Raw genomic sequence first — 18,590 nt, forward strand, 5'->3', positions numbered from 1 at the left:
TCTGAATAGAAATTTTTGTGATCAATTCATTTCTTTTTTTCTGATTTTGGTAAGTCTGGTTTTTCAATTGTTATGGATGAGCTCAGCGAATAAAGATCTTTTCTTCTTAAATTCCAATAGGGAGAACGCGCTCTGATTTTCTGAACTCGATCAGGTTGAATCTCAATGATGGATAATTGCTCGTCTGCACTCATTTCCTGAATAATTGTTCCATCCGGAGCAACAACCAGAGAATGGCCATATGTCGACATGTTTTCATATTGGGCTGCCTGCGGATTCACACCGATGACAAACACTTCATTTTCGATCGCTCTTGCGCATAACAGACTTTTCCACTGCTTTCGTCCAACATTGGCGTTGAAATTGGCAGGGACAAATAAAATCTGGGCATTTTCACATAGCAGTCTGGTCAGTTCGCAGAAGCGGACATCAAAGCAGATGCATAAAGCACAACTGGCCCATGGAGTCCCAAATGTACATAATGAAGTTCCAGCTTCAAAAACATCAGATTCATAATACGAATGTTTTTGAGTATGAACTTCAAGCAAATGAAGCTTATCGGCAAAAGTAAGGATCTCACCTTTGTCATTGATGACAAAACATCTGTTCCTTAAGCGAAAGGACAGATCAGAATTTTTACTGCTGCTTTTAATAGAGTTCTTACTGAAAGGATCGGATGGATTAGAAGAGAACTCTTTCCAGACAATGGATCCGGCAATCAGCCATAGCCCATTCTTTTTGCATGATTCCTGAAGGGCTCTAAGAATGGTTGGACCATCATCCTGATGCAATAAAATTTCTGAATTTATAAAAGGCGTATTCCAGAGCTCAGGTAATACAGCAAGGTCTGCCTTTTCCCTACAGTGATCCAGGGCATCAATAACCTGCTTGAGGTTATCAGTCAGGTTATCCGTTATCCTGGGTTGAATCAGAGCGATCTTCATAGTCACCTCATAATCGAATCGAAGTAAAAAATAATTATCCAAAATGGATACAAATTCAAAGATACGAGAGTCATTATAAAAAAATCAAAAGTGAAATCTAAGCAGGCACGCGGTATAGTTTTATGAAAGCGGTTTTTCATTGACAATGCAGACATAAATTGAGCGAAAAGATGGGAATTGTAAGTGAAGTTATAATTATCATGAAAATAGAATTGTTTTCATTCCTTTAGTGAGAGACGTTTTGCATTCGGATTGCATTTTCAGGCGGGTATGCATGAGCCCGTAATAACGGTAAAATAATATAATTTAATCAGTATTTGATGCTTTTATTAACAGTTATAAATTGCAATATGATGGAGGTGCAGTATGGCAATTATCAAGCTTGCAAGCGAAAAAGCATGTCAGCAGGCATCAGCGGATACGATGACGCCAAGTGATGTCAGAGTTCTACTCTCCTGCAAAAAGGGAAATGAAAGTGAAGTAGTAACCGGCAAGGAAGCCGGGTTGACTTTACGTGACTATATCAAAAACAGAGGCTGGAAGGTTCTGGGCACAAACGCCAGAAAATATGATAAATTCCCGATTTCCATTCGAATTCTTTCCAATAACAATCCGAATATGATCCAGGTCAATCCAGATACCGAGAAGGATACATTCTGGTACATCCTGAAAGCCGCCACGGATTCAGTGATCGGATTTGGCATGGCCGAAGAAATCAGTGTTGATCAGCTGACTTCAGCCATTCAGAATGGAACATTAGGCGATTACCTCAGGCCGGTTCAGGTTAGTCAGGGAGACTATTTTGAAGTACCGGCAGGTACGGTCTATGCGATGGATCCGGAGATTGAAGTTCTCGAAATTCAAAAGGATGGCAAGGATATTACCTGGTCAGCCAATGATGTTATTTCCGCCATCACTCTCAGACCAACTGATAATCGTCATCCAAGAAGTGAATGGCTTGAAGATGGTCAGGCCAGAAGCATTCATCTGTTTAAAAACTCGGTATTTGATGTTGATCTGGTAGAACTCAACGGAAGGGTGGATATCGATGCGGATGATCAAAGTTTCTATGTGCTCGTATTTATTGAAGGATCTGCAGTTCTGGAAAGAAAAGATGAAATACTTCATGCCTCAAGAGACAACTGCTTCTTTGTAGAAGCAGGAACTGAACCATCCCATATCACGGGAAACTGCCGCTATATTACGGTTGGTCTAAACTGATTTTCTGAAGTCAGACTCTGATTCTTTGATTGCTGATTTTTTTAAGAAATGATGAATTGGTGAATTTCAGCCGCAAGTCCTGTGGACAGGCGGCTTTTTTCGTTTTTTGAAGAATTGTCAAAAGAAGGATCGGTCGATATACTGTCCGGATGAATCCAACGTACATTAAAGAACAATTTATTCAGAATCTTCTGATCTGGTATGAACGAAACAAGCGGGAACTTGCCTTTCGAAAAGATAAAAATCCCTATCGAATCTGGATTTCTGAAATCATGGCTCAGCAGACTCGCATTGAGACGATGATTCCTTATTTTGAACGCTTCATTCAGAAGTATCCTGATGTTAAAAGCCTTTCACAAGCAGACGATGATGAACTGATGGCTATGTGGCAGGGGCTTGGATACTATTCCAGAGCCAGGTCACTGAAAAAAGCGGCTATTATGATCATGGAAGAATACGATGGAGTTTTTCCCTTGAAAAAAGAAGAACTCAAAAAGCTGCCGGGAATCGGGGATTATACCGCTGGAGCGATTGCTTCCATTGCCGGCAGGCAAAAAGCCTCAGCCATTGATGGAAATGTCATTCGAGTCTTTTCTAGACTATTTGAATTTGGCGAAGATCCTGGCAAGGCTTCAGGAAAAAAACAGATGACCGCTCTGGTTGAAGCCTTTTTGCCTGAAGCAGACTTATGCGGTGATTTCAATCAGGCGTTAATGGAAATTGGTGCATTAGTCTGTCTGCCGAAATCTCCTTCCTGCTCGTTTTGTCCGCTTGAAAAGTTCTGCCTTTCAAGAAAGTCGGGGAAACAGCTTGAATATCCAATGAAGAGCATAAAAAAGCCCAGAACGATTGAAAACAGGGAAATCTGGGTGATCGCCAGAGAATCGATGGAAAATAAGAAAGATCATTCACATGTATCCAGGGCTTCTTATGACATCAAAATTCAGAAGCGTTCAGAAAAGGGATTGTTAAGCGGACTTTTTGAATTTGGAGAACAAAAGCCGCAAGGTAAAGAGTACAGAGTCTTTGATCTGGGAAGCTATATTCATATCTTTTCGCATAAGGAATGGCATATGAATGCAAAACTAGCCGTGATCTCCTATGAAGATTCAGAAAGACTCTGCCAACAGACAGATTCTTTGCAAAAGAAACCAGACCATGCTCAGTTTGTTCCAATGGATGATATAGCGTCTGTTTATGCTTTGCCAACGGCATTTATGCCCTTTTTTAATAGGGCCAGAAAGATTTTAAACGATCAGGTCAATATGAATCAGAGTGATTCAATGACGATACAGACAATTGGATTGGAGAATGAAAAAGATGAATTCAAATGAGAATGTGACTATAAAAGGCAGCAGATTGACTCATCCGGAAAAGATCAGAATGGTTGTCTGTGATCTCGATGGAACCCTGCTTTACAGACCTTCTTCCCTATCAGAAAATGCGAAAGAAATTATTCGAAAGATTCGTAAACAGGGGATTCTGTTTGGAATCTGTTCTGGCAGACCGATCGATGGATTAAGAAATATGCTTCCGGTGTGGGGAATTGAAAATGATGTAGATTTTGTTCTTGGATTTAATGGGGGCGCAATCTATTATCCCAAAACTCAGAAAACCGATTCCTGGCTGAATCTAAAACAGGATCAGATTAAAGAAGTCATGGACACTTTCAATGGCTATTCAGTCATCTTTGCCGAATACAAGGGAGAAGAAATTCTTGCCGACCGTACAAATTTTCTGGTTTCGCAAATGGCTAAAAGAAACAGGCTGAAGCTTAAAGTCGTTTCCAGAAAAGATCTTGAACAGGATACATTGAAGCTGATGGCAGTCGGAATGCCCTGGACGATCTCTCGCTACCTGAAAAATCATCATAATGACCTGACCAGAGGATATCGTTTTTTTCAATCAGGCCCATTTTTAATTGAGATTATCAGCTCGCAGCTATCAAAGCTTGAAGGGGTATTGAAAGTTGCAGACGAGATGAAAATTCGTCCGGATGAAATACTGAGTTTTGGAAATGATAATAATGATCTTGAAATGCTTGAAGGTACAATTGGCGTAGCGGTTTCGAATGCCCTGGGACAAGTTAAGGAGAAAGCGAAATATATCGCTCAATCCAACTCAAAAGATGGAGTAGCTCAATTTCTCAGGGACAATCTTCTAAAAAGAGAATAAGCTTTGATCAAGACGCTCTGGGCTGCCTGATTGAAAGCTGGTAAGCCGCAAACAAGAGATTATAGAGAAATTTCGAACTACAGATAAATGTCACAGTTCGCGAAAGATAAATATTAAGAGGTGAATAAAGATGGAAGAGAAAATCATTGAAAGTTTTACTCTTGATCACGATAAGGTCCTGGCGCCTTATGTTCGAGTTATTGAAACTCAGTATTCAAAACATGGAGATCCGTTGACAAACTACGATGTCAGACTGGTTGCCCCCAATGTTCAAGAGATCCCGACCGCTGCCATGCATACACTTGAGCATTTACTGGCCAAGTATTTAAGGGAAAAGCTGGATGGATATATCGATTGTTCTCCTTATGGATGCAGAACGGGATTTCATCTGCTCTGCTGGGGAGAAGCCGATCCTCATCAGGCGGCCAGCGCCTTAAAATACGCTTTGCAGCAGGTGCTCAAAACGACATGGGAAGAAGTGCCTGGAATCAAAAGGCAGGAATGCGGAAACTATAAGGATCATTCCTTAACGGGAGCCAAGGCCTGGGCAGCCGAAATTCTTGATAAGGGAATTTCTGAAGACGCTTTTGAGCGGATTCTTGTCTGAAATCATTTGAATTGAATAGGATAGCTTACTTTACTTTGGGAAGTCTTCAACGCTTCTATGAAATTTCACATTCGTGTTATACAATGATACTTGCGAATTTTTTTGGAAACTGACGCAATGAAGCGCCCTTAAAAAGCGCATATAAATTGAGGAAGATCTATTGGTCAGGATGTAAATTGTCCGGCTATCCAATCTTAATCAGATGGTAATGCCTAAATAAGATTGGACTTCCTTTCAGAATATCGAAAATACATTTCATAAATGAATGAGAAAGGAGAATGCAGATGGCTCTTTTTGGCGGACTGTTCTCTGAAGAAGCCAGAGAACTCAAACAGCTTGAAAAAATTGCTGATAAGGTTCTTGCCTATGACGATAAAATGGCAGCTTTATCGGATGATGAACTGAGAAATAAAACCGTTGAATATAAGGAAAGACTTGCAAAAGGCGAAACACTCGATGACCTGCTGCCTGAAGCTTTTGCGACAGCGCGTGAAGCAGCTTTTCGTGTCATTGGTGAAAAACCATACAAAGTACAGATTGAAGGAAGTATAGCGATGCACCGCGGTGATATCGCTGAGATGAAAACAGGTGAGGGTAAAACCCTGACCGCAACCATGGCAGTCTATCTGAACGCTCTCGAAGGAAAAGGGGTTCATGTCATTACAGTCAATGAATACCTGGCAGGACGAGATGCGGCCTGGATGGGTGAAATCTATCGTTTTCTGGGTATGAGTGTAGGTGTAAACAAACGCGAACTTTCAGCAGCTGAAAAACGCGAAGCCTATGCTTCAGACATTACCTATACAACAAACTCCGAATTAGGATTTGACTACCTCAGAGACAACATGGTTGTTGATGTGAAGGACCGCGTACTTCGTGGCCTGTACATGGCGATTATCGATGAGGTCGACTCTGTTCTTGTCGATGAATCCCGTACTCCTCTGATCATTTCAGGCGGAGAAAAGAAAACCGCAAACTTCTACGTGGCAGCCGATCGCTTTGTTAAAACTTTGACTGCTCCGGAATATGAATATGACAAACTGACGAAGGAAAAAAATCTGATCAGCGGAGACTATGACATCGATGAAAAGACCCGTCAGGTCATGCTGACGGATGATGGAGTTGTCAAGGCAGAAAAATTCTTCAACCTGGACAACCTGTATGATCTTGAAAACACTCAGCTGGTTCACCACATCAATCAGGCTCTTAAAGCCAACTACATCATGATGCGTGATGTGGAATATGTGGTCAGCGATGATAAGGAGATCGTTATCGTCGACCAGTTCACTGGACGTATGATGCCTGGACGGGCTTATTCAGATGGTCTGCATCAGGCGATTGAAGCCAAGGAAGGGGTTCCAGTCAAGGAAGAAACTTCAACACTGGCTACAATCACTTATCAGAACTTCTTCCGTCTCTATGAAAAACTGGCAGGTATGACAGGTACGGCAAAAACTGAAGAAGAAGAATTCCTGAATACATATAACATGCGCGTTGTCGTAATTCCGACAAACCGCCCGATCGCCCGTAAGGATCTTCCTGATGAAATTTATGGACGCAAGGAAGATAAATACAAGGCTCTTGTACGCAAGGTCAAGGAACTCTATGAAATAGGTCAGCCGGTGCTGGTAGGTACCATTGCCGTAGAAGTTTCTGAACTGATCTCAGACATGCTCAAAAAGGAAGGCATTCCTCATGAAGTGCTGAACGCTAAAAACCATGCGCGGGAAGCCGAAATCATTGCCAATGCCGGCCGTCCTAAATCAGTGACAATCGCAACCAACATGGCTGGACGCGGTACCGACATTAAACTGACAAAGGAAAGCCGTGAACTCGGTGGTCTGGCCGTTTTAGGTTCTGAACGTCATGAATCCAGACGTATCGACAACCAGTTGCGCGGACGTTCCGGCCGTCAGGGAGATCCGGGATTCTCTCGTTTCTATGTATCTCTTGAAGATTCCCTGATGGTCCGCTTTGGTACCGATAAATTGAAGGCTCTGTTCTCCGCCATGGGTTCAGAAGATCAGATCGAATCCAAACAGGTTACTCGTTCGATTACAATGGCTCAGAAAAAAGTCGAAGGATTCAACTTTGATTCCCGTAAGAATCTTCTTGACTATGATGATGTTCTTCGCCGTCAGCGCGAAATCATCTATGCTCAGAGAAACAAGGTTCTCGAATCCGATGACGTGCATGATATGGTCCGATTGATGTTTGAAAAGGTGATCGACCAGGCTGTTGAAGCCAATACGACCGAAGGCCGCAAAGCTGAAGTTGATATTCCAGGATTGATGAAATCACTCGAAGTGCTTGGAGCCAAGGAAGAAAGCCTTGCGAAGGCTTCTGAGCTTGAAGGCAAATCTCCTGAAGAAATCAAGAAAATTGTCTTTGATACGCTCTGGGAAGGATTTGAAAAAGAAATCTCTCCAGCCAAAACCCAGTTTCTGCCTTTTGAAAAGAAAGTCGTTCTTCGAAATATCGACCGCAACTGGATTGAACACATTGACCGTATGGACAAGCTGAGAAGCGGGATTTACCTGCGCTCCTATGCTCAGAACAACCCTCTGCAGCAGTATGTTCAGGAAGGCTTTGACATGTTTGAAGAGATGAATCAGCGCATTGACCGCGAGATCGTCTCCTTCCTGCTTAAGATTCGAATCAATCTTCAGATCACTCCGCAGGAAGCGACCAAAAAAGCGCTGCAAAACAGAGTTCAGCAATCAAAGAAAGCGAAAGCTGAACCTGAAAAAGAGCTGGCCAAATAAGTTTCTTAAACTAAGACTTTCAGGCCAAGTCAGTTTACAGCTGACATGATTCATTCATTACACAGATAAAAGGAACATTTAATGATGGAACTTTTCGAACTTAAACAAATTATTTCTACTCACCTGGAGAAGTTGGACTCTCTGGGTGAGTCACTTTGACTTGCCAGGAAAAAGAGAAGAAATAAAGAAACTTGAAGATCAGACCATGGAAGATGGATTCTGGACTGATCAGAAAAAGGCACAGAACGTCATCCGTAAGACCAACTCACTCAAAGATATCGTCAGCAGCTATGAATCGCTCAAAGAACAGTTTGACTCTCTGGAAGAAATGGCAGAAGTACTAAAGACTGAGGATGATGAAGAATTGATGGACATGGCCGATGAAGAAGCGCAAAGCGCGGTTAAGGCCATGGATGAATTTGAGATTAAGGTTCTGCTTTCCGGTGAATATGATGGCAGCAATGCGATTCTGGAAATTCATCCTGGAGCCGGCGGAACGGAATCACATGACTGGGCGAATATGCTTTACCGCATGTATACCCGCTATTGTGAGAAAAAGGGATTTAAGGTTTCTGTTTTGCAGTATCAGCCAGGTGAAGAAGCTGGAATTAAATCAGTGACTTTCCTGGTTGAAGGAGATAAGGCTTATGGCTATCTCAAAGGAGAAAAGGGTGTTCACCGCCTGGTTCGAATTTCTCCTTTTGATGCCGGAGCAAGAAGGCATACTTCCTTTGCTTCCCTTGAAGTGATGCCGCAGTTCAATGATGAAATCGAAATTGAAATTAAACCGGAAGATCTTCTGATTGAAACCAAACGGGCTTCAGGAGCTGGTGGTCAGCATATTAATAAGACAGATTCAGCCATTCGAATGGTTCATAAGCCAACCGGAATTGTAGCAACCTGTCAAAGCGGCCGCTCACAGATTCAAAACCGTGAAGAAGCTTTAAATATTCTGAAATCCAGACTGCTGCAGCTCGAAATCGAAAACCAGCAAAAGAAGATTGCTGAACTCAAAGGGGAAACCCTCGCTAATGAGTGGGGCAGCCAGATTCGAAGCTATGTGCTGCATCCTTACTCCTTAATCAAAGACGTCCGGACCGGATATGAGACCAGTCAGGTTCAAAGCGTACTGGATGGCGATCTCGATGGGTTTATCTGGGCTTATCTCAAATCGCAGATCCAATAAAGATTGTCAAAATAACTGTAAATTCAAAACCTTCCAGAGATGTGGAAGGTTTTTTTAGATATGTTAGGCATGGGACGAAGTTTATAGGTGAAAATCCCGACTAAGGTTTTAAACTGTTAGCGGGCAGTAATAAATACTCAACATTGGCAAAGTGATGCAAATGAAACAGAAATCGAAATTTTGAGTATGTGAACAATTCCGATACAACACTGTGCAGGTAAAGTTTGCATTAATTTACCTTAGACTTAAATATGAACGGATTTCGATATGGTTAAATAACCAGTAATTAAATAAAATTATTACTTTTAGTCATGAAAGAGTTTCCCACGTACACGTATGTCATCGTAAATTGGTTAATGGACCAGGTTCTAAGCCATGCAAGTAGTCGAAAAAAGGGGTATTGTATGAACTCACTCTAAGCCAATAATGTATTAAAGCTCATGATATGTTTCTTGCACTTATAGACGTTAAATAAGTAAACGTTACAAACTTGAGTCTATCAACACGAGCAAATAGGTATAGAAATCATATTTCAAATCTTATTTTTTGTGGATCGGTAAGATAAATTTAAATATATAATTTTTTATTATGCAAAAACATTATAGGCATCTGGCAAAAAGTGTGAATATTTATATCTTGCATATTAATATAATCATTGAAAATCGTATAAATAAGATACTGACTGAGAGGTTAGATAATTGTGTTCTTAAATAAAACTGGAATTAAAGCAACTTTAGACTATGTTTTGAAAATAAAAAACAGAAGGTTTAAACCAATCAGGAAAATCTTATTTTCTGGCTTTTGTCTGTTAGTTCTTGGTTTGCCATTGATAAAATCGAGTCTGGTTTATTCAGCTGAAATCAACTTTCTTAAGTCGTCACTCAATTCAAATAAAATCTCATCAATTATTAGACAGACGGATACGAAAACTGTTAAAAGCTGGCGTGATTTTACTGATACTCCAAAAACTGGTTTGCAGGAATTCGATGGAAAAAAATATTTTTTAGATCTTAATGGCGATATCACAACCGGAATTGTTACTATTCCTTATCGAGGAATGAAAGATCATAAGGTTACTTATTATTTTTTAGATGTTCCAGGTGAGGAATATGGTCAGATGTATAAAGGTCAGCTGAAAAACAAAGATGGAAGTTATTCGTTTTTCAGACTCTCTGATGGAGTTCGTGTGGAAAACGACTTTTATAACAACGGTGAAAATTGGATCTATGCGGATGAAAACGGGAAGTTAAAAACCGGAATTTTCAGAGTCGGTGATCAGCTTTATATGGCAGATGTACAAGGCAGAATTCTGACACGTAATGAAAAAACTTTAAACTCAAACGTAATCGAAGAAACTAATGATATGGTCAGACTATGGGTAAAAGGAAAATGGATTGAAGCCGAGGCGGATACTTTAAGAGCTGAACTTTTAAAGGCCGCAGCTGGTCTGGTTGCTCACGTCGTTTATACTGCTCATGGCAGAGAAGGAGATTATGCGCTCGATTGCCTGGGCTTTGCTTCATATGTTCATTCAAAGGTAAACCAGGTCGAACTAAATCTTCCTAACTGCAACGAAACGATGATCAATGCCGATTCATACGGGAAAATTATCCCCCTTAACGATTTGCAGGTCGGAGATCTGATCATGTATAAATCAACTTTTGCGCCTGCCAACATCTATACTCACGCTGCAGTTTATATTGGAAATGGAGAAATTCTCTCCTTAGCAAATGATGGAGTGGACTGCGTCAGAATTGAAGATATCAAGGATTGGTTTGGAAATCCTGCCCCATGGACAGGCTTCAGGCTAAACAGTTAGAAAAAGGCAAAAGAAGCAGATCATTCAAACTGAATCTAAATAAAATTAAAGCACCTTTCAAATATTGGACCAGCTGACCAGTGGCTGCCGAACCAGTATATTTTGAAAGGTGCTTTTCTTATTTGAACTTGATTTTTAAACAGGCAATCAGACTAAAAAATTAGGATTTGATCGGAACAAAATAATAACCGTAGAGCAGTGTTTTATCATTTCCAACAGCTACTGAATGTCTTTGACCACTTTGACCAGTATACGCGATCCATGTATAACCATCTTTTTGGTAGGTTTTGTCATAATTAACATGATCCCCTTCGTTAAAGACAAGACCTGATTTTTCGGATTCAAGACCATTTTCTCCGTTTCTGATGTTCATTCCGTTTTCTGTAAAAAAGATCTGACCGCTTGATGGGAGTTCATCAATACTTTCTCCATAATTAACTCCGATTCCACCAGCTGAACCAATAGGGCCCAGATTTACGAAGTTATCCAGAGTGATCGCATAATGAATTGGCGAATAATCTTTCTTTTCAAAAGTGCCTTCGATTCTTACAAAAGTTCCTGACAGATTTGAAGTGTTTCCTTCAACCGCAACTCCTTCAGTACAGTCATAATTGTAAATCGTCGTCATCGGGTCTCCTTCACTGTTTTCAGCGCAGCCGATTGCGGGAAGGGCTTGCGGAAAATAACCGATGAGCTGAATTTTTTTGCCGCCATATTTATCCGGGTTTTCATAAAGCTTCTCCACAGTTAACCGAATTGGCTGTTCAGAGTTTTCGTCTGGTTTTTCAGATGTATTTAAAGAGGACCATCATTATTGATAGATGAGCGATCTGTGCTGTTTGTTTGACCAGAAGTATTCTGCTTGTTATGATCTGAAGTCTTGTGATCATAGGTGGTTTCTTCTGGTTTCGGCTTTTCTGAATCGCTTTGAGCATTAACCACTTTAATCGAAACCGGATTACTTGTAATTCCGTCTTTGGAAGCTTTAATCGTATATGTTCCAGTATCTGATGCACAAAATACAGCCAGGTTTCCATCAACCTCAATTTTTCCCTTTCCGGCAACAAAATCAGATGCAGTTAAGGCGGTGTCTTTAGGATCAGTTTTAATTTCAATATCAGTCTTTTCATTAACCAGAACTTCATCATTTTCTGGTACTAATTCAATAATAGACATTTTTTGATCGGAGCCAGAACTGCATCCAGCAATCAGAATGCCAGATACCAGCAACTGAATAATTTTACTTTTCTTGTCATATTTATTTCCTTAATAAATTTCTTCCATAGTTTTTGGCTTCAAATATCTTTACTGTATTTTCGGACAATTAACAGACAAAAACTTATCAGAAACCTAAAAATCTGTGTCTGATCCTCTGAGTAAAGCAGCAATCGAAATATCTTTAACCAAAGGCGGATTAAATGTTTTTCAACAAACTGAATAATAAACTGTAGATGAGATAGTGATTGGACTGTCAAATGCGAAAAGTGGTAATCACGACAATCCTATGATAGACTTATTCTAACAAAAATAAAAAACCTATTAAACATACGTAAATAGTAGGAAATAGGAGGAAAAATGAAAGTTTATAAAAGTCCTGTTGAAATGATTGGAAATACTCCCCTGATTGAACTTTCCAACCTGGAAAAGAACCACGATCTTAAAGCCAATGTGATCGCCAAAGTTGAAATGTTCAATCCTGCTGGTTCGGTGAAAGACCGTATTGCGAAAAACATGATAGAGAGTGCTGAAAAAGAAGGTTTGCTTAAACCAGGCACTACGATTATTGAACCAACCAGCGGAAATACAGGAATCGGTCTGGCAGCAATTGCGGCAAATAAAGGGTATAACATTATCCTGACTATGCCTGAAACCATGTCTGTAGAAAGAAGAAATCTGCTGAAAGCTTATGGAGCCAAGATTGTTCTGACTGAAGGCAGCAAGGGAATGAAAGGCGCTATTGCCAAAGCCGATGAACTGGCAAAAGAAATTGAAGGATCCTTTATTCCAAGTCAGTTCTCTAACCCGGCAAACCCTGCCATTCACTATCAGACAACTGGTCCTGAAATCTATAAGGATTTAGATGGTAAAGTAGATATTTTTGTTGCGGGTGTTGGAACTGGAGGAACACTCAGCGGAACCGGAAAATACCTCAAGGAACAGAATCCTGAAATTCAGGTTGTTGCGGTAGAACCAGCTTCTTCTCCTGTGCTGAAGGAAGGAAAAGCAGGTCCTCATAAGATTCAGGGAATTGGAGCTGGATTTGTCCCTGATACTTTAGATACGAAGATTTATGATGAAATCATTGAAGTGAAGGATGAAGATGCCTTAAGTACCGGACGTGAACTCGCCCAAAAAGAAGGTCTCCTTGTCGGTATCTCTTCTGGGGCTGCCGTATGGGCGGCAGAAGAGCTCGCTAAAAGACCAGAGAATGAAGGAAAGAATATTGTTGTACTGCTCCCAGATACAGGTGAGCGCTATCTTTCAACCGCTATGTTCCAGGAATAGATAAACAGTGAAAATAACTGAAATTGTTCAGATATAGAGCGTATCAAAAACGTGATTGAATACCAGGAAGATCAGACAGAAAAACTTTTGTCGATCTTCCTTTTTGTCTGGCTGGTTGATCTTTATTATTATCGGCTGCTTGATTTGGTTTATGCTTTATTTCTCTAGGAGAGAATAATTCAGGTATAGATGATATTCTGAAGATAAGATCCAACAACAGGAAGGAAGATAATATGAAAAAAGCCGCAGTATTAGTAAATGATGGATTTGAAGAGCTTGAAATGATCGGACCGTACGATCTGTTAAAGCGTGCAGGTGTTGATGTAGAACTGGTCTGTCCAAAAGGACAGTCTCAGGTCACTGGACGCTCGGGACTGACATTTGATCATGTTAAACCGATGGAAGGCTATAATTTTGACAAGGTGGATCTGTTATTGATGCCGGGAGGCGGACACTATCAGTCTTTGGAGAGTGACGATCGGGTAAAAGAAGTGATTCAGGAAGTATACAATAATCCAAAGCAGCTGCTTGCAGCAATCTGTGCATCCCCAACGATCTTAGGACGTATGGGACTGCTCAGGGATAGAAAATACACCTGCTATTTTTCAATGAACGAAGATTTTGGGGGCGAATTTAACGATCAGGATTATGCCGTTACAGATGGTGATCTGATTACCGGACGATCTGCTGCCGCCGCCGTTGATTTTGGTTTAGCGCTGGTCAGAGCTCTCTGTTCTGAAGAAAAAGAAAAGGAAGTTGCAGATTCGATCTATTATCAGAAAAGCTGAAATACGAGCAACAAAAGGACAAAACGGTTCTAGTCAGTATAAGCGGACTTAACCAGACACTTTGTCCTTTTTCTTTTGGTTTGAATCTAATTATTCAAAGATTTTGAGCAAGGATTAAATGTCAGTTAGAGGATGAAAACTGATTCATATTTTTTAAGGTGATGAGCAGACAGGCAATATTCTGAATGAATTATAAATTTCTGATATTTTACAGACATGAACAACTTACAGAAATGGCAGAAATATGCCGAAATGAATCCGGAACAATCCCGGGAAAGCTTTATGAAGATCAGAGAAGACATTCTGAATTCACCATTACATTATTCAACTTATGGCAGTGATGAAAAAGATGATATCTACACTGAAAGTCTGTATCTTCCAAAAATTTTTACTCAGAAAGATAAACAGAATTTTAAGGAAATCTGTAAAACATGCATTTCAATCTTTGACAAAATAGTCAGGGCTTATCGGAAAGATCCAGCAATTCGTAAAATTTTCCGATTCGATCCAGCACTTGAAAAAATGATTCTTCATGAACCGGGTTATCAAACTCCGATTCCAATGCTGAGAGTCGACATTTTTTATAATGAAGACACAGGTGATTTTAAATTCTGTGAATTCAACACGGACGGCACATCAGCGATGTATGAGAATGATACTATGGCAGAATTTTTTCAAAAAGAAAATGAAGCCTTTAAACACTTTCAGCCGGAAGTTGAATATATGAATCTGATGCAGCCCTGGGTTGAATCTTTTATGGAAGTCTGGAAACAGACGAAGGCTTCGAAGGATAAGGAAGTTCCAAGCGTAGTCATAACAGATTTTCTTGAAGATGCTTATTATCCTGAACTGGTCGCTTTTTGCGAACTCTTTAATCAAAACGGAATTCCATGCGAACTGGAGGATATCCGCAATCTGGATTATGATGGTCAGAATCTGTTTTCATCGAAAACAGGAACTCGATATGATGCCGTTTACCGCCGGGCGGTGACTAAAGATGTGATGAGCAATTATCATGACGTTCTGCCATTCTTAATTGCCTTAAAGGACAATAAAGTGATTTCAGTCGGTGATTTTCAGACTCAGATCATTCATTCCAAAATGATCAATGAAGCTTTGCAGTCAGAAGCCATATTGGATCTTTTATCGGAAGGTGAAAGAGAATTTCTTAAAAAACATCTTCCGTATACGATGAACCTGAATTCAAAAACAGCGGCTAAAATTGTAAAAGATAAAGACCGCTGGATCATTAAGCCAAGAGATTCGTATGCTGCCAAGGGCGTCTGGGCTGGCGTAGATGTTTCGACAGAGCTATGGAAAAAGCTGCTTCACGACTTTAAAGATACGGACTATATCGTTCAGGAGTATATTCCTCATTATCTGAGTGAAAATATCGACTACACCAGACAGGATCATTTTATCCCTTATCACAATATGACCGGTCTTTATGTGTATAACGGTAAGTTTGCAGGAGTGTATTCACGTCTTTCAGATTCTGGAATTGTTTCTACCCAGTACAATGAGCGCATGATTCCGACCTTTTTCCTAAAGGAAAAAATGGATCAGGAAGTCATTGACGAGTAAGAAGCAGCCAAAAAAACAAAAAGAACAATAAAGCGAAAATAAAAAAGCATAAAAAAGCCTTCCTCATTATAATATGGGGAAGGCGTTGTTTTTTTTAATGGCGTCCTCGACGGGATTCGAACCCATGACCTTTCGCTTAGGAGGCGAACGCTCTATCCAGCTGAGCTACGAAGACAGATTCAATAAAAAATGGCGCACCCGAGAGGACTCGAACCTCCAACCACCAGAATCGGAATCTGTTACTCTATCCATTGAGCTACGGGCACGTCTGCAGAATATTATACAAAATCAGGACGATTTTTCCACTGTCTGCCAATAAAATTATCTGTCACCTGTTTCTGAAGTGAAAAACCGATAAAAAAAAGACAATGAAAAAAAATAAAAATGAAAAGACAATATGAGTCTGATTCTCTGTATAACGGATTCGAAAGATTGCAAAGCGTTTTCTTACAATATTAGAAGAATCATTTGTATTCAGTTGTGATCAAATACAGGTAATATCTAAAGTGATTTGAAAAGAAAGGGGATGGATTATGGATTTTTACATTTCCATTATCAAACAGTCATTTGCCTTCTTTCCGCTGATAGCGGCTGTTTTTACACTTCCTTATGTGATTTATAACTATCACAAATATGGATCGGTTTTCTCAATCCGGATTCTGATTGTCTATTCATTCATTCTGTATATGATGACAGTATTCTTTCTGACTTCATTGCCGCTTCATTCACGGGAATACGTAGCCAATCTGCAGATCGCACGCTATAACATACAACCTTTTAATTTTATCAAAGGGATTCTTAAGGAAGCTCCAATGGTTTCAGACGATCCGAAAACCTGGATTGAATTGCTGCATTCAAGAACGTTTAAGGAATACATTGCCAATATCATCATGTGTATCCCGTTTGGAATGTATATGCGCTATTACTTCAAACAGAATATTTTTGTCAGCGTAATCCTGAGTTTTGCATTCTCACTTTTTCTCGAAACGACTCAGCTGACAGGATTGTGGTTCATTTATCCTAGAAACTACAGAATGTTCGATGTCGATGATCTGATGGCCAATACACTTGGAGGATTAATCGGTTATATCCTGATGATTCCGCTTGGTCTTCTTTTGCCCAGCCGGCATCGAATCGATGCCGCAAGTTACCGTCGCGGCAGGAAAGTTTCTCTGTTTCGCTGGCTGATTGCCATTGGAATCGATATGGCCTTATATGCCTGGATGGCGGTTTACGCTGGAAGTGCATGGCCGCTTGCTCATATGCGGTTTCTGGCTTATATGACTGCTATTGCGGTTGTGGTCAGTTCACTGATGAGCTGGATCTTTGCCGGAAGAACTCTCGGATTAGCCATTATGTCCTTGAAGGTGGTAAGCAAGGATCAAAGAAGAGCGCCGCTTTATAAACTATTCCTGCGATATTCGATTCAGTATCTCTTTATACTTGGCTATCCATTGATCTGCCAGATTTTCTATTATCGGATAAACTCTCATCAGACGCAGTTCCTGCTTATTGCGATAGGGATTTATGGATTCATTTGGCTTGTGGATTTACTCGTATTTCTGGAAAAAAGACAGAATCTGGCTGGTCTGTTTTCAAAAACGCATTTAATTTCAACGGTTCGAGTCGAATCGAACTGAAAAAGACCTCTGGATTATGACTTATGAAATCCGCTTCAAAAGCCTGCAGGCAGCTATATTTCTTATTGGCGGATAGATCGAACTGACAAAACCAAAAATTGGAACATCTGCAAAATTGGAACATCTGCTTTGTGATGTTCCGTTTTTTGGCTCTCGATTAAATCTGATACAAACAAATAGTTCCAAGCAACCCGAAAAATAAGATAAACTAAGAGTATCAGGTTTTTAAAAATCTCTTTAGAAGTCATAAAAGTTTGAGGATTTCTAATTCTTTTGAAATTCTCAAAAGACGCTAATGACTGTGTCGGTATCTTCTAAGAGAAAAACTTCTAGAATTCGTTAAAAAGATCTCGCAGTGAGATCAGTCATTAGAACAGGATCGTAAATTTATGATACAAAAATTTGATATGTGGATTACACCGCTGAATCGAGTGACCACAATCCACCTGCATCTGCCCGATAATTATTATGAAAGCAATGAGTCTTACCCAGTAATGTATATGTTTGATGGACATAACCTGTTTCATGATGAAGAAGCGACCTTTGGCAAGAGCTGGGGGCTTGAGAACTTTCTGAACTGGTATCAGAAGCCGTTTATTATCGTTGGCATTGAGAGTGATCATCGCGGATCTCAGCGCCTTCAGGAATATACGCCATATGTATTAAGTAATACTTTCTTTGGAAGCTCCAATGGAGATGGCGCTTTGTTAATGGAGTGGATAATCCGTGAGCTCAAACCGCACATTGATTATCATTACCGGACATGGCCTCAACGGGAGGCCACGGGGATTGCTGGTTCGTCCATGGGTGGCTTAATGGCCATGTATGGAGTGGTTCACCATAATGATGTTTTCTCTAAGGCAGCCTGTCTTTCGCCATCGGTAATGATCTGTATTGAAAGGCTTTCTGATGAGCTCTTCTATAATGACATCAATCCGGATACCCGCATTTATTGGTCTTTTGGAAGCAAGGAGCTTTCCGCAAGAAACCGGATCCTCTCAGAAAGAGCGCTTCAGGATTTTCAGGGAATGCTCGAATATCGCGGCGGACGGGGAAATGTCAATATCGTTGAAGGCGGAAAACACAATGAAGAATCCTGGAATAGAGAATCTCCATATTACTTTGACTTTCTTTGGAATTAGCCAATGAAAACTCCAATAAGCATCTCCGATCGTATTCGAACTGAACCAAAGGGGCTGTTAAATTTCTGACAGTCCAAAAATAAAAAGAGGCACCTGATCCGTAATGGATGAGGTGCCTTTTTTGGTAAAATATGTTCATGCTCAATAAACAAAATTACCAAACACACTATAACTCGATTCAGGGCCGTTTGCCACTGCTCCATTCTCTCTTCCC

At 40.4% G+C, this 18,590-nt stretch carries 15 protein-coding genes and 2 tRNA genes; 12 read left to right on the top strand and 5 right to left on the bottom strand.

Features of this window, described 5'->3' with window-relative positions:
* Window positions 1–26 precede the first annotated feature (26 nt).
* On the bottom strand, window positions 27–944 hold the full coding sequence (locus BO222_RS07340) for a carbon-nitrogen hydrolase family protein (RefSeq protein ID WP_075819758.1): 918 nt from the start codon (window positions 942–944) through the stop codon (window positions 27–29).
* A 366-nt stretch (window positions 945–1,310) separates the two neighbouring features.
* On the opposite strand from BO222_RS07340, the gene BO222_RS07345 reads away from it, so the two are divergent.
* From BO222_RS07345 to BO222_RS07375, 7 genes are all read left to right on the top strand, one after another.
* Complete coding sequence (locus BO222_RS07345) at window positions 1,311–2,165, top strand: hypothetical protein (protein WP_075819760.1); 855 nt, start codon at window positions 1,311–1,313, stop codon at window positions 2,163–2,165.
* A gap of 149 nt (window positions 2,166–2,314) precedes the next feature.
* Window positions 2,315–3,499 (top strand): A/G-specific adenine glycosylase, encoded by a 1,185-nt coding sequence (gene mutY, locus BO222_RS07350; RefSeq protein WP_075819762.1) that lies wholly within the window; start codon window positions 2,315–2,317, stop codon window positions 3,497–3,499.
* Window positions 3,486–4,340: a Cof-type HAD-IIB family hydrolase gene (locus BO222_RS07355; RefSeq protein WP_075819764.1), complete on the top strand. Its 855-nt coding sequence runs from the start codon at window positions 3,486–3,488 to the stop codon at window positions 4,338–4,340. The genes mutY and BO222_RS07355 overlap by 14 nt, the downstream gene beginning before the upstream one ends.
* Before the next feature lie 130 nt (window positions 4,341–4,470).
* Entirely contained in the window at window positions 4,471–4,947 is a 477-nt protein-coding gene (locus BO222_RS07360; RefSeq protein WP_075819766.1) for an S-ribosylhomocysteine lyase, read from the top strand.
* Between the two features lie 284 nt (window positions 4,948–5,231).
* Entirely contained in the window at window positions 5,232–7,712 is a 2,481-nt protein-coding gene (gene secA / locus BO222_RS07365; RefSeq protein WP_075819786.1) for a preprotein translocase subunit SecA, read from the top strand.
* Between the two features lie 84 nt (window positions 7,713–7,796).
* Window positions 7,797–8,898 (top strand): peptide chain release factor 2 gene (prfB, locus tag BO222_RS07370; RefSeq protein ID WP_178390443.1). Its coding sequence is split into 2 segments (ribosomal slippage): window positions 7,797–7,868 and window positions 7,870–8,898, totalling 1,101 coding nucleotides; the frame shifts between segments, so codons are not numbered across the junction.
* A gap of 700 nt (window positions 8,899–9,598) precedes the next feature.
* Window positions 9,599–10,717, top strand: a complete 1,119-nt coding sequence (locus BO222_RS07375) for an NlpC/P60 family protein (protein ID WP_075819770.1) — start codon at window positions 9,599–9,601, stop codon at window positions 10,715–10,717.
* A gap of 160 nt (window positions 10,718–10,877) precedes the next feature.
* On the opposite strand, the gene BO222_RS07380 is transcribed toward BO222_RS07375, so the two are convergent.
* Together BO222_RS07380 and BO222_RS07385 are read right to left on the bottom strand one after the other, a co-directional pair.
* Window positions 10,878–11,462 (bottom strand): SH3 domain-containing protein, encoded by a 585-nt coding sequence (locus BO222_RS07380; protein ID WP_075819772.1) that lies wholly within the window; start codon window positions 11,460–11,462, stop codon window positions 10,878–10,880.
* A 50-nt stretch (window positions 11,463–11,512) separates the two neighbouring features.
* Window positions 11,513–11,893, bottom strand: a complete 381-nt coding sequence (locus tag BO222_RS07385) for a hypothetical protein (RefSeq protein WP_143356973.1) — start codon at window positions 11,891–11,893, stop codon at window positions 11,513–11,515.
* Window positions 11,894–12,292: 399 nt separating this feature from the next.
* Between BO222_RS07385 and cysK the strand changes: the two genes are divergently transcribed.
* From cysK to BO222_RS07400, 3 genes are all read left to right on the top strand, one after another.
* Window positions 12,293–13,222, top strand: coding sequence for a cysteine synthase A (gene cysK / locus BO222_RS07390; RefSeq protein WP_075819776.1), 930 nt, complete (start codon window positions 12,293–12,295; stop codon window positions 13,220–13,222).
* 233 nt (window positions 13,223–13,455) lie between these two features.
* Window positions 13,456–14,010, top strand: a complete 555-nt coding sequence (locus tag BO222_RS07395; protein WP_075819778.1) for a DJ-1/PfpI family protein — start codon at window positions 13,456–13,458, stop codon at window positions 14,008–14,010.
* Between the two features lie 216 nt (window positions 14,011–14,226).
* Window positions 14,227–15,594 (top strand): glutathionylspermidine synthase family protein, encoded by a 1,368-nt coding sequence (locus tag BO222_RS07400; RefSeq protein ID WP_075819780.1) that lies wholly within the window; start codon window positions 14,227–14,229, stop codon window positions 15,592–15,594.
* Between the two features lie 98 nt (window positions 15,595–15,692).
* Here BO222_RS07400 and BO222_RS07405 read toward each other — a convergent pair.
* A tRNA-Arg gene (locus tag BO222_RS07405) sits at window positions 15,693–15,769 on the bottom strand.
* 15 nt (window positions 15,770–15,784) lie between these two features.
* Window positions 15,785–15,860, bottom strand: a tRNA-Arg gene (locus BO222_RS07410).
* A 267-nt stretch (window positions 15,861–16,127) separates the two neighbouring features.
* Here BO222_RS07410 and BO222_RS07415 point away from each other — a divergent pair.
* Window positions 16,128–17,234: a VanZ family protein gene (locus BO222_RS07415; RefSeq protein ID WP_075819782.1), complete on the top strand. Its 1,107-nt coding sequence runs from the start codon at window positions 16,128–16,130 to the stop codon at window positions 17,232–17,234.
* Window positions 17,235–17,623: 389 nt separating this feature from the next.
* Window positions 17,624–18,376 carry an alpha/beta hydrolase gene (locus BO222_RS07420; RefSeq protein WP_075819784.1) on the top strand — a complete coding sequence of 251 codons (753 nt, stop codon included), beginning with the start codon at window positions 17,624–17,626 and terminating at the stop codon, window positions 18,374–18,376.
* Window positions 18,377–18,590: the final 214 nt, after the last annotated feature.

It is taken from the genome of Ileibacterium valens (genome assembly GCF_001945525.1).
Taxonomy (GTDB): Bacteria; Bacillota_I; Bacilli_A; order Erysipelotrichales; family Erysipelotrichaceae; genus Ileibacterium; species Ileibacterium valens.